13 protein-coding genes and 1 tRNA gene are annotated in these 11,461 nt (G+C 70.8%); 6 read left to right on the top strand and 8 right to left on the bottom strand.

Annotated features, from left to right (window positions below):
* Positions 1-21 precede the first annotated feature (21 nt).
* Genes OOJ91_RS21615 through OOJ91_RS21605 form a run of 3 tightly spaced genes read right to left on the bottom strand, consistent with a single transcriptional unit; the run spans position 22 to position 2,765 of the window.
* Positions 22-1,488, bottom strand: coding sequence for a protein phosphatase 2C domain-containing protein (locus OOJ91_RS21615; protein ID WP_266247629.1), 1,467 nt, complete (start codon positions 1,486-1,488; stop codon positions 22-24).
* Positions 1,485-1,970 carry an FHA domain-containing protein FhaB/FipA gene (locus OOJ91_RS21610; protein ID WP_007454124.1) on the bottom strand — a complete coding sequence of 162 codons (486 nt, stop codon included), beginning with the start codon at positions 1,968-1,970 and terminating at the stop codon, positions 1,485-1,487. The genes OOJ91_RS21615 and OOJ91_RS21610 overlap by 4 nt, the downstream gene beginning before the upstream one ends.
* A 6-nt stretch (positions 1,971-1,976) precedes the next feature.
* Positions 1,977-2,765, bottom strand: a complete 789-nt coding sequence (locus OOJ91_RS21605) for an FhaA domain-containing protein (protein WP_007454122.1) — start codon at positions 2,763-2,765, stop codon at positions 1,977-1,979.
* A gap of 207 nt (positions 2,766-2,972) precedes the next feature.
* On the opposite strand from OOJ91_RS21605, the gene OOJ91_RS21600 reads away from it, so the two are divergent.
* From OOJ91_RS21600 to OOJ91_RS21590, 3 genes are all read left to right on the top strand, one after another.
* Positions 2,973-3,058: transfer RNA gene (locus OOJ91_RS21600), tRNA-Leu, on the top strand.
* Between the two features lie 65 nt (positions 3,059-3,123).
* Positions 3,124-4,239, top strand: a complete 1,116-nt coding sequence (locus OOJ91_RS21595; protein ID WP_266247623.1) for an NAD-dependent epimerase/dehydratase family protein — start codon at positions 3,124-3,126, stop codon at positions 4,237-4,239.
* Positions 4,236-5,042: a WecB/TagA/CpsF family glycosyltransferase gene (locus tag OOJ91_RS21590; RefSeq protein WP_266247620.1), complete on the top strand. Its 807-nt coding sequence runs from the start codon at positions 4,236-4,238 to the stop codon at positions 5,040-5,042. The genes OOJ91_RS21595 and OOJ91_RS21590 overlap by 4 nt, the downstream gene beginning before the upstream one ends.
* Positions 5,043-5,109: 67 nt before the next feature.
* Here the strand turns inward: OOJ91_RS21590 and OOJ91_RS21585 are convergent, their stop codons facing one another.
* Positions 5,110-6,666 carry a S8 family peptidase gene (locus OOJ91_RS21585; protein WP_266247617.1) on the bottom strand — a complete coding sequence of 519 codons (1,557 nt, stop codon included), beginning with the start codon at positions 6,664-6,666 and terminating at the stop codon, positions 5,110-5,112.
* 218 nt (positions 6,667-6,884) lie between these two features.
* Here OOJ91_RS21585 and OOJ91_RS21580 point away from each other — a divergent pair, with 218 nt between their 5' ends.
* Entirely contained in the window at positions 6,885-7,484 is a 600-nt protein-coding gene (locus OOJ91_RS21580) for a hypothetical protein (protein ID WP_266247616.1), read from the top strand.
* Here OOJ91_RS21580 and OOJ91_RS21575 read toward each other — a convergent pair.
* From OOJ91_RS21575 to OOJ91_RS21565, 3 genes are all read right to left on the bottom strand, one after another.
* Positions 7,452-7,853, bottom strand: a complete 402-nt coding sequence (locus OOJ91_RS21575; protein ID WP_007454114.1) for a hypothetical protein — start codon at positions 7,851-7,853, stop codon at positions 7,452-7,454. The genes OOJ91_RS21580 and OOJ91_RS21575 overlap by 33 nt on opposite strands.
* Positions 7,854-8,061: 208 nt before the next feature.
* On the bottom strand, positions 8,062-8,283 hold the full coding sequence (locus OOJ91_RS21570) for a DUF397 domain-containing protein (RefSeq protein ID WP_007454112.1): 222 nt from the start codon (positions 8,281-8,283) through the stop codon (positions 8,062-8,064).
* Positions 8,253-9,128, bottom strand: coding sequence for a helix-turn-helix domain-containing protein (locus OOJ91_RS21565; RefSeq protein WP_007454110.1), 876 nt, complete (start codon positions 9,126-9,128; stop codon positions 8,253-8,255). Before OOJ91_RS21565 ends, OOJ91_RS21570 begins: the two co-directional genes overlap by 31 nt.
* A gap of 627 nt (positions 9,129-9,755) precedes the next feature.
* On the opposite strand from OOJ91_RS21565, the gene OOJ91_RS21560 reads away from it, so the two are divergent.
* Together OOJ91_RS21560 and OOJ91_RS21555 are read left to right on the top strand one after the other, a co-directional pair.
* Positions 9,756-10,040: a hypothetical protein gene (locus OOJ91_RS21560; RefSeq protein WP_139586807.1), complete on the top strand. Its 285-nt coding sequence runs from the start codon at positions 9,756-9,758 to the stop codon at positions 10,038-10,040.
* Between the two features lie 96 nt (positions 10,041-10,136).
* On the top strand, positions 10,137-10,598 hold the full coding sequence (locus OOJ91_RS21555; protein WP_266247607.1) for a hypothetical protein: 462 nt from the start codon (positions 10,137-10,139) through the stop codon (positions 10,596-10,598).
* Between the two features lie 7 nt (positions 10,599-10,605).
* Here OOJ91_RS21555 and OOJ91_RS21550 read toward each other — a convergent pair whose 3' ends face one another.
* Positions 10,606-11,424: a PASTA domain-containing protein gene (locus OOJ91_RS21550; protein WP_266247606.1), complete on the bottom strand. Its 819-nt coding sequence runs from the start codon at positions 11,422-11,424 to the stop codon at positions 10,606-10,608.
* Between the last annotated feature and the right edge of the window lie 37 nt (positions 11,425-11,461).

Genomic DNA, 11,461 nt, shown 5'->3' with positions numbered 1-11,461 from the left:
CCTTGGGATCTCAGCCGACGCTCACTCGGGAGACCGGCAGCCGGCCGGGTCGAGCGCCGGCGGTGCCGAGTCGGAGGGCGTGGCGTCGGGTGTGGTGGTCGGATCGGTCCCGCCGGTGGTGGCCGCGTTGCTCGGGCTCGCGCTGACGACCCCGTTCACCGATCCGCCGGGGCTGGGGCTGACGTTGGGCGTCGGGGACGTCCCGGCCGGGGTCGCCGTCGGGGTGGGCGTCGGCGTGCCGACCAGCGCGCCCGAGTCGGGCGGGCAGACGGGCTTCAGGTTGGGGTTGCTCGGGGTGTCGCTTGTCAGCTCGGCGAGCTGGCGCTCGGCATCCGGCTCGTTCTTGGCCCGGATGCCGACCTTGACGGTGTCCTGAGCGGCGACTGTGAGGTCGTCCAGCCGAGTGCCGCTGGTGCGGTGCACAGTCGAGAGGTCCATCCCGGCGATCTGCCCCTGGATGCCACGGAAGACGGCGACCTGCCCCTCCTCGGTGGCGCCCACGTAGTACTGGCGTTGGGTGTACGTCCAGCCGGCGAAGAGCCCGCCGCCGATGATCACCAGGAGGGCGAGCGCCATGGCTGTGGTGCGTACCGGATGGTGCTTGCGGCGCTCCGGCTCGTCGTCGGCGGCAGCCGGCTCCTCGGGCACGGCGGGGCGCGGCGCGGAGAGCGCCGAGGCCCGCGCGGCCGGGGTCGAGTCGTCGGCGGACGTGGCCATGCCCCGGTCCCGGGCGGCGGCGCCGCCGACGATCGGGGTCGCCTCGACGATGTCGTGGTCGGTGGCATCGGCGATGATCACGGTGATGTTGTCCGGACCGCCGCCGCGCAGCGCGAGCTGCACCAACCGCTCGACGCACTGCTGCGGATCGGTGTACTCCCGCAGGGTCTCGCCGATGGTCTCGGCGCTCACCACGCCGGAGAGGCCGTCGCTGCAGATCAGGTACCGGTCGCCGGGCAGCACCTGGCGTACCGAGTACTCCGGGTCGATGTCACGGCCGTCGAGGGCTCGGGTCAGCAGCGACCGCTGCGGGTGGCTGCTGGCCTCCTCGGCGCTGATCCGGCCCTCGTCGACGAGCATCTGGACGTACGTGTCGTCCTTGGTGATCTGGGAGAACTCACCGTTGCGCTGCAGATAGGCCCGCGAGTCGCCGATGTGGACCATCCCCAGCTTGCTGCCGGTGAAGAGGGTCGCCGTCAGCGTGGTGCCCATCCCCTCCAACTGCGGGTTGGCGTCCACCGTGTCGCGGAGCTGTTGGTTGGCGGTGCCCACGGCCGAACGCAACGCGTCGACGAGAGCGTCCCCTGGGACGTCCTCGTCGAGCGGCGCCATGGCACCGATGACGATGTTGCTGGCGACGTCACCGGCGGCCATGCCGCCCATGCCGTCGGCAACGGCGAGTAGCCGCGGCCCGGCGTAGACGGAGTCTTGATTGCCGTCACGGATCAGACCGCGGTCGCTGTGGGCCGCATAGCGCAGGGTCAGAGTCATGGCCGTAATTCGAGGGAAGTGCGGCCGATCCGGATCGGCACGCCGAGGGGTACGGGGGTTGGTCCGGTGACCTTAGCGCGATCTAGGTACGTGCCGTTAGTTGAGCCGAGGTCCTCGACGAACCACTGACCCTCGCGCGGCACGAGTCTCGCGTGTCGCGCGGAGGCGTAGTCGTCGGTGATGACCAGGGTGGAGTCCTCGGCACGACCGATGGTGATCTGCGCTTCACCGAGGGTGATGCGGGTGCCGGCCAGCTGACCTGCGGTGACCACCAACTGGTGGGCAGCCCTGCCCCGCTTCACCTTCGCCGGTTTGGCCGCCTGCCCCGTCGAGGCGCCAACCGCGCGTGGTGCCGCCACCAGGCGACCGGACCGGGCCCCCGCGAAGAGATCCCGGCGGATCACGCCGACCACGGTGAACACGAAGATCCACAGCAGGATCAGGAACCCGAACCGGGCAACGGTGATGACCAGTGCCGGCAAGGCGGCTCAGCCGTCCACGCGGAAGGTCAGCGTCGTGGTGCCGAGCTGGACCATGTCACCCGGGTTGAGGGCGACGGCGGAGACCCGCTGCCCGTTGACCATGGTGCCGTTGGTGGAGCCCAGATCGGTCAGCACAACCTGGCCGCCGTCGAAATCCAGCCGGGCGTGTCGCCGGGAGATGCCGACGTCGGGCAGGCGCAGGTTCGCCTGGTCGCCGCGACCGATCACCGTCGACCCCATCTGGAGCGGGTAGGTGCGTCCGTCACCGGAGACCAGCCGCACGTTGCGGCCGCCACCGTGCCCAGGCGGCGGCCCATAGCCGCCACCCTGGTCGTACGCGGGGTACGCGGGCGGGCCGGCGTCGTAGCCGGGCGCCGACACGGGGGCGACCTCGCCACCGGTGTAGACCTCGGCGGTGACCCGGAACATCCCCGTGTCCAGGCCCTCGCCCCGCTCGATCTCGACGATCACATCGCCGTAGACCGTCCAGGCCTGCTCGCCGATGAACTCCGCCTGCGACTGGGCCAGCTCCTGGGCCAGCGCGGCGGCGTACGGCGCCAGACGACTGTGGTCGAACGGCGAGAGATCGATCACGTAGCGGTTGGGCACCAACGTGCGCCCACCGGCCAGGATCGCCTTGTGCGCCTCGGCCTCCCGCTGCATGGCGTTGAGGATCTCCACGGGGTGGACCACCCCTTTGAAGACCTTGGCGAAGGCCCCTTCGACCAGGCCTTCCAGACGCTTCTCGAAGCGTTGCAGCACGCTCACCGGCTCCTCCTCGGGTCCCGAGGACATGATGGTATCCGGCCGGCGCGCGCGCAGCTCACACGCCGCTCGGCCGGCCGCTCCCGGCCCGTTCGGAAGGACCTGGAACGCCGTGCTAATCTTTCGTCCGCCACGAACGGTAACCGCTCGTGGCGAGCGACTGGGACAGCGTAGTATTCCCGGGGCCTGTTGGAGACAACGGGGCCGGGGCAGCTAGAGTGTCCCGGGTCGTGCCACGGGGATGTGGCGGAATGGCAGACGCGCACGGTTCAGGTCCGTGTGCCCGAAAGGGCGTGGGGGTTCAACTCCCCCCATCCCCACCAAAAGACGAGGGCTCCGCTAAATGCGGGGCCCTTCCGTCATATCGGGGCGTGCCGGGCGTCACGCTATGCTCCGATGGTTTCTGCCTCCGATGGACCAGGAGTGGCGTGTGAGTGTCGCGTTGGTGACCGGGTCGGGCGGTCTGATCGGCTCCGAGGCGGTCCGGCACTTCGCCGGCCTCGGTCTGGACGTCGTCGGCATCGACAACGACATGCGTCGGTACTTCTTCGGCGAGGACGGCTCCACCTCGTGGAGCCTGGAACGGCTCGGCCGTGACCTGGGCAACTCCTACACCCACTACCCGGTGGACATCCGGGACCGGGACGGCCTGGAGCAGGTGTTCAAGAAGTACGGCTCGGACATCGCCGTGGTGATCCACAGCGCCGCGCAGCCGAGCCACGACTGGGCGGCCAAGGAGCCGTACACGGACTTCGACGTGAACGCCGGCGGCACGCTCAACATCCTTGAGAACACCCGCCGCCACGCGATCGACGCGCCGTTCATCCACTGCTCGACAAACAAGGTCTACGGCGACCGGCCCAACAGCCTGCCGCTGATCGAGCTGGAGACCCGGTACGAGCTGCCCGAGGACCACCGCTGGTACCGGGGCATCACCGAGGAGATGTCGATCGACCACTCGCTGCACTCGGTCTTCGGCGCATCCAAGGTCGCCGCGGACGTGATGGTGCAGGAGTACGGCCGTTACTTCGACATGAAGACCGCCTGTTTCCGGGGCGGCACCCTGACCGGGCCGGCCCACTCGGCCGCCGAGCTGCACGGGTTCCTGGCCTACCTGATGCGCTGCGTCATGGAGGGCCGGACGTACAACCTGTTCGGCTACAAGGGCAAGATGGTCCGCGACGCGATCCACTCGCACGACGTGCTTACCGCGTTCGAGGCGTTCTTCCGGGCGCCCCGCTCCGCCGAGGTCTACAACCTGGGCGGCGGCCGGCACTCCAACACGTCGCACATCGAGGCGTTCGCGGTCGCCCAGGAGATCACCGGCCGCGAGGCGCAGATCAACTACGTCGAGCAGAACCGCACCGGCGACCACCAGTGGTACGTGAGCAGCATGGCCCGGTTCGAGGAGCAGTACCCGGAGTGGAAGATCACGTACGACGTGCCGATGATCCTGCGGGAGATCTACGAGGCCAACGTGGACAAGTGGGTGCCGCAGCCATGACGGCCAGGACCAAGCGCAACGTGCTCGGCGTCCTCGTCGACGCCACCGACTACGCCACGGCGACCGACGCGGTGGTGACCGCTGCGCACGAGCGGCGGCCACTCGCGCTCACCGCGTTGGCCGTGCACGGCGTGATGACGGGCGTGCTGGACCCGGCGCACAACGCCCGGCTCAACTCCTTCGACGTGGTCACCCCGGACGGGCAGCCGGTGCGCTGGGCGCTCAACCTGCTGCACCACGCCGGGCTCACCGACCGTGTCTACGGGCCGACGCTCACCCTGCACGTGCTCTCCCGCTTCGCCGACGAGGGGCTGCCGGTCTACCTGTACGGCTCGACCGAGGAGACGCTTGCCAAGCTCATCCCGGCGCTGGAGCGGATGTTCCCGGCGCTGAAGATCGCCGGGGTGGAGCCGTCGAAGTTCCGCGCGGTCCAGCCCGGCGAGGACGCCGAGATCGCCGACCGGATCCGGTCCAGCGGTGCCCGACTCGTCCTGGTCGGGCTCGGCTGCCCGCGCCAGGAGGTCTTCACGTACGCCATGCGCCCACTGCTCGACATGCCGCTGATGGCGGTCGGCGCGGCCTTCGACTACCACGCCGGGTTGCTGCGCCAGCCCCCGCCGTGGATGCAGCGTGCCGGCCTGGAGTGGTTCTGGCGGCTCGGTCTGGAGCCGAAGCGGCTCTGGCGCCGCTACGTGATCCTCAACCCCGCCTACCTGACCCGTCTCGCCGGTCAGAAGACCGGCCTGTGGAAGGCCCGCCCGCCGGCCCCGGCCACCGAGCGGCCGGCCACCTTCGCGGTCTGACCCCTTTTCGGTACGACACGAGACCCCACCCGGCATCGCGGGTGGGGTCTCGGCCGTCAGAGACGGGTCAGACGGTCAGGGTCCAGGAGTTGATGTAGCCGGTGTCCGCCGAGTAGGTGTCGCGCACCTGGAGCCGCCAGATGCCGTCGGCGGCCTCGCCGGACACGTTCGCCGTGTACGTGGTGTTCACGTTGTCGGCGCTGTCCGAGGTGCTGCTGTTCTTCAGCCGGTACGCGCTGCCGTCCGGGGCGAGCAGGTCGATGACCAGATCACCGCGGTACGTGTGCACGATGTTGACCGCCACCGTGGAGGCCGACGAGGCGTTGCGGCCACAGCCGGAGATGGTGATCGAGCTGGTCACCGCCGCACCGGCGTCCGGGATCGACACGTCGGTGCCGTTGGTGCCGGTGCAGCCGGTGGGGGGCGGGGTGGTGCCGCCGCTGCCGACGTAGAGCAACAGGTTCGGCGAGCCCGAGCCGGCGTTGCTCACCACGTTCGGGGTCGCGTTGGCCACCAGTTCGTTGCGCACCTGCGCCGGGGTCCAGCTCGGGTTGGCGCTTGCCACCAGGGCCGCCGCACCGACCACGTGCGGAGTGGCCATCGAGGTGCCGCTGATGGTGTTGGTCGCGGTGTTGCTCGTGTACCAGGCCGAGGTGATCGACGACCCCGGCGCGAAGATGTCCAGGCAGGTGCCGATGTTGGAGAACGACGAACGGGCGTCCGAGCTGGTCGTCGACCCGACCGTGATGGCCTCCGTGGTACGCGCCGGCGAGGTGTTGCAGGCGTTCGCGCCGTTGTCGTTGCCGGCGGCGAGGCCGTACGTCACGCCGGACGCGATCGAGTTACGGACGGCGGTGTCCAGCGAGCTGTTCGCGCCGCCGCCGAGGCTCATGTTCGCCACCGCCGGCTTGATCGCGTTCGCGGTGACCCAGTCGACACCGGCGATCACACCGGCGTTGGTGCCACTGCCGGAGCAGTTCAGCACCCGTACGCCGACGAGCTGGACGCCCTTGGCCACCCCGTACGACGATCCGCCGACGGTGCCGGCGACGTGCGTGCCGTGCCCGTTGCAGTCGTCGGCCGACCCGCCGTCCACGGCGTCGTAGCCGGAGGTGGCCCGGCCGCCGAAGTCGTTGTGGGCGAAGCGGATGCCGGTGTCGATGATGTAGGCGTGCACGTTGCTCGCCGTGTTCGGGTAGGTGTAGGAGCTGTCCAGCGGCAGGTTGCGCTGGTCGATGCGGTCCAGACCCCAGGAGGGCGGGTTGGCCTGCGTTCCGGAGATCGACACGGTGTGGTTCTGCTCGACGTACGCGACGGCCGGGTCGGCGGCGATGCGTGCCGCAGCCTTCGCGCTGACGGTGACCTCGAAGCCACGCAGCGCCGTGCCGTAGGTGTGGGCGACCCGTCCGCCGTGCCGGCCGGTCAGCCGCTGCGCGGCGTCACCGACCCGGCCGGAGGCCACGGCGGTGTCCTTGAGGACGACGATGTAGCTGTCCGGCACGGCGGTGGCGCCGCCGGCCTCCCGGACCACGCCGACGGGCTCGGCGGCCAGGGCCGGAGTGCCGACGGCCAACACGGTCGCGGCGGCCACCCCGACCAGTACGGACCTGCGTGGAAGACCCATCTTCCTACCTCCCTCCGACCGGCGGCGAAGCGCGACCACCGGCACCAGACCGATCGACGCATGCCGATCGAGCCGAGAGTAGATCGATGAGGCCGGGCAGATAAACATGTCGAAACATCCATCACCCGGATGGGATGTCCCCTACGGGCTCGGCTTCCGGGGTCAACGAGGGTCCGGCCCGGATGTACCGCGCGGCGATTCGGGAAAGACTCTCCGACATGGAGAGTCAGCTCACCATCCTGTTGCCGGTCGCCGCCATCTGGCTGGCCGCCGGGGTCCTGGCCGACCGGCTGCCCCGACTGCGCGACGCGCGTGCGCTGCGTCGACGTACCGGATGGTTGCTGGCGCTCGCGCTGACAGGCGTGGCGCTCGTCGCGGCGGTGTCCGTCGGAGGGCTGTTCAGCGCCGGCACCGCGGCTGTCGACCGGGCCGCCGCCGGGCTCACGATCGCCACCGGCCCGGCGCTCGTGGTGGCCGTCTGCTCCGTACGACGGATCCGCCGCCTGCGGGCCGGTGCCGGCGCGTTCGACACGGCGCCCGGGACACCCGCCCCGCACGGGCTGCGCGCCGCCGCGGCGCACCCGCTCGTCGGGTTGCCGTTGCAGGTGACCGCGCTGGCGACGATGCCTGCGGTGATCGCGGCGGCCGGCGCGGACCTCGGCGCCGAGCCCGGGGTCACCGGGCCGGCGATCACCATCGGCGCCCTCGCGGTGGCCACCATCGGCGTCCGACACGCGCTGCGGCACAGCCGGCTCACCGAGCGGGCTCAGCCCGCCGCGTCGCGGTCAGCGCGAGCGGCCGGACCCCTGCACGTATAGCAGCTCGAGGATCGCCCGGGTCGCCTCGAACCAGCGGTCCAGCCAGCCCGGCGGCGGGATGCTGCCCTTGGGCGGCAACTCCAGCAGCAGCCCGCGCAGCAGCGGATGGTCGGCAAGCGACCCGGCGGGCTCCATCGGCCAGCCGGTCGGCGGGAACGACGGCTCGACCAGCGGGTTCGGGTCCAGCGACGGCAGCGAGAGCGGCGCGTCGCCCGCCTCCGGGGCCGCCACCTCCCGCCCGTTCAGCTCCTGGTCGGTCGAGACCACCTCGGTCAGTACGGTGTCCCGACGTGCCCCGCGGTACTTACCACCGAACCGCTCCGGCTTACCCGGACCGTTGGTGAGGTTCTCTGAACCGATAGTCGTCATCCGTCTCGCCTACCTCGCTCGGGTGCGGGTCGGTGCGGCGGGTCGTCGACAAGCGCCGTACCGACGGGTTCAACGAAGCGGACCCGCTGTGGCGACGGGAATCCCGGCGGAACCTCGCCGAGGCCACCCGCTCCGGGTCGCCGGCGCTGGGGGACACGGAAGGTCCCCGCCCGGTCGAGACCGGACGGGGACCGCACTGCTCACTCGGTCAGACCGAGCCCAACACACCATCCCTGGTGCCGGCGACGAAGGCGTGCCAGTCGCCGGGAGCGAAGACCAGGGCCGGGCCGGCCTTGTCCTTCGAGTCCCGCACTCCGACCGCCCCGGTCACGTACGCCACCTCTACGCAGTTGTCGCAGTTCGGCCCGCTCTTCGAGCTCTTGAACCACGTCGCCTGCGTCAGGTCCACGGGGAACCCCTTGGTCGCCATCTCGGCTCCTCTGCCAGTTTTGCGATGTGTGCGATGGACTCCTCTGGACGAATGGCCGCAGCGCGGATGTGATCGAAGATGAAGCTGTACTTCTGCAGTTCGTCGCTCTTCTCGAGGAAGAGCCCACCCGTGGCGTTCTCCGCGTACACGACATCCGGATCACCGGGCTCGGGGAAACTGAGGATCGTGAAGGTCCCGTCCATGCCGGCGTGCGCACCCACCTCGAAGGGGAGGATCTGGAGCGTCACGTTCGGCAACTCGGCAACCTCGACCAACCGCCTGAGTTGGCCACGCATCACCTCGTCCCCGCCCACCGGCCGACTTACCACCGCCTCATCGAGCACCACCCACAGATCGACCGGATCGTCCTGGGTCAACAACGACTGACGGCCCAGACGGACACGCACTCTTTGGTGTACCTGATCGGCGGTGAAGTCCGGACGGGCGGCGCGGATCATCGCCCCGGCGTACTCCTCGGTCTCCAACAGGCCCGGAACGACCTGCTGTTCGTACGCCCGAATGGAACTCGCCGCCGCCTCCAGCCCGACGTACGCGCCGACCAGCACCGTGCTGTACGGGTGCCACCAGCCCTTCTGCCGCGCCTCCCGGGCGATCTGGACAAGTTCGTCGCTCTCGGCCCCCACGACGCCGTAGATCCTCAACATGTCCCGCACGTCGCGCGGCGTGGCCGTGGTGTGCCCCGTCTCGATCCGGGAGACCTTTGACGCCGAGCACTCCAACTGCTCGGCGACCACCTCGATCGTGATCCCGGCCGACTCCCGCTGCCGGCGCAGCTCGGCACCGAGCCGCCGCCGTCGGATAGTCGGACTGCGCCGCTCACTCATCGCGCGGCCTCGGTGTTTCTGGTCCTCGCCGCTGGTTGCTCGACCCCACTCTCGGGCTACCTCCGGTCGACGCGCCACTGACTGGCGCTCACCGGGGGCGCGACCGTCGACCGGCGAGCGTTCGCGACGAGGGGTGGTGCCGGTCATCGGCCGGCCGCGACGGGCGACACCGGCCCCCAGTGTGCCGCCCACACGCGGATGGCTTCAAGCGCCGCTTTGCGTGGCGAACTCACGTATCGGCAAAAGTCGACGTGCAACTTGCATGAAGCACGTCGCTGATGCACTCTGTCCGTATGGCACGGATCACTCAGCGTCTCCATTCGATCTCCGGGAGTGGTGACCCCACCGACCCCGGACCGCCGAACGAGACGCGGGCCCTGCCGGCGCCACACAGACCTGCGCCGGGGTGATGACCCCACCGCTGCAAGCCAGCTGACTGCGGCGGTGGGCGCGGTTCCCCGGGAAGCAGTCAGGTGATGGTCGGGTGGCGGCACGCCACCAGCGGGTACGGCCCGACCACCACCACGCACCAACCGGTCCACGAGGCGCGATCCCGTCACCGGGCCGAGACATCCCAGACCAGTCACCCGCCGGCACGACGCCGGCTCTCCCTCCCCAGGAGCCCATGTGCTTCCCCGCTCCGGTGACGTTCTGCACGTGACTCGCGCGGCGAGTGTCCAGTTCCTCAGGCCGATCATGTTCCGGGTCATCCGGGTGCTCGACTGGCCGACCTACGACGGTTGGCTCTGGCTCGACGGCTACGAGCTCAACGCCGCCGGCGATGCCGTCAACCGCCGGTCGATCTTCGTACAGCGGGAAGGGCTGCAACAGGTGCAGGCCGCACCGGAGCCCCGCCCGCACACCGTACGGACCCGACGACCGGTCAGCCGTACGCCGGTCAGAGTCGGCTGACCAGCCCGAACCGCCGCGGGTAGGCGTGCCGTCGCCATAGAATCGGTACGCCCACCCCGGCACGTTCCACCGCACGTCCAGGACCCTGAGCCTGGGATGGTCATGGTCAATCAGCCCGCCGTGCGGCGGCACCACCGCTCCCGTATCACCTACGCTCTCGGACTGCTCGCCCTCCTCGGGGCCGTGACCACAATCGTGGTCCTGGTCCGCGACCCGGCGATGTCGTCCACCCGGCTGGCCGTTCCGGTGCCGGCTCCGGAGATCACCGTGGTCGACTCCGGCCCGCCGACCGACGAATTCGGCTGGCTGGGCGCCGATGTCCCCGACGGACGCGTCGGAGCGACCGACCCGACCGCTGGCGCCGACCCGGCCGCTGGCGCTGGCGCTGGTACCGGCGCTGGCGGTCAGTCCGACGGACGGCAGGAACTCACCGAGGCCGCGCCGGCCGGGCACGCCGCCACCGACGTCCGCCGCTCGCTCTTCTGGTCCGGGATCTTCGGCCTCACCATCTCGCTCGCCGGCCTCGGCCTCGTCGGCACCCGCCGTCGGATGTGGTGACCATCGGTCACCCGGTGGTCGTCACCGTCGGACTCGGACCGGTCGGGCTGGTCCCGGTCGAGGGCCGAGCCTGGGAGATCACCACCAGCACCTCCTCGTCGGTCCGCACCGTCGTGCCGGCCTCCGGGTCGGTGCTCACCACCGTCCCGGGCGGCAGCTCGGACGGGCGGTACACCACTCGGTAGCTCAGGCCGAGCCGGTCCAGCAGCCCTTCGGCGGTGGCCTGCGTCAGGCCGGTCAGTGGGGGCACCGGTATCTGCGCCTCCTCGGTGGTCGCCGCCGGGCTGCTCGGCGTCGCGCTGCTGGGCGCCGCCGAGGTCGGGGCGCTGCTGCTCGGCGCGGCGGTGGCACTGGGCGGCGGGGCAGAAGGCGTCGCCGGGTCCTCGGAGTCGTCGTCCCGCGCGGTGAGCACCACCCACAGCGCCGCCCCGAGCAGCCCGGCGAGCAGCAGCGCGAGTACGCCCCAGAGGATCGGCAGCCACCAACGCCTGCCACCCTGCTCCTCGACGTACCAGTCCGCGGCCGGTTCGGCCGGTCGGGGCGCCCGCACCTCGGCCCGCCCGGACCACGGCGGCGTCGTCGACCGCTCCACAGGCATCGACGCCGTCCGGTCACCCGGCGGCACCGAGGCGGCCCGGTCGATCGGCATCGTCTCGTCCGGCGACCCACCACGACCACCCGACGCGGCCCGGTCGATCGGCATCGTCTCGTCCGGCGACCCGGTGGGTTCCGGTGGCTGCGGCCGGTTGCCGCCGGGGGGCGGCAGGGGGCGCGTCCGGTCGTCCTCGGGCTCCCCGGCCGGCGGCTCCTGGCGGTCGTCGCTCATCGCACGTCCTTTCCCGAACCGGGCAGGCGCCATGGCC

Source organism: Micromonospora lupini, from assembly GCF_026342015.1.
GTDB lineage: Bacteria > Actinomycetota > Actinomycetes > Mycobacteriales > Micromonosporaceae > Micromonospora > Micromonospora lupini_B.
Note: the sequence above shows the minus strand (reverse complement) of the source record. Positions and strands in the feature narration are given on the sequence as shown.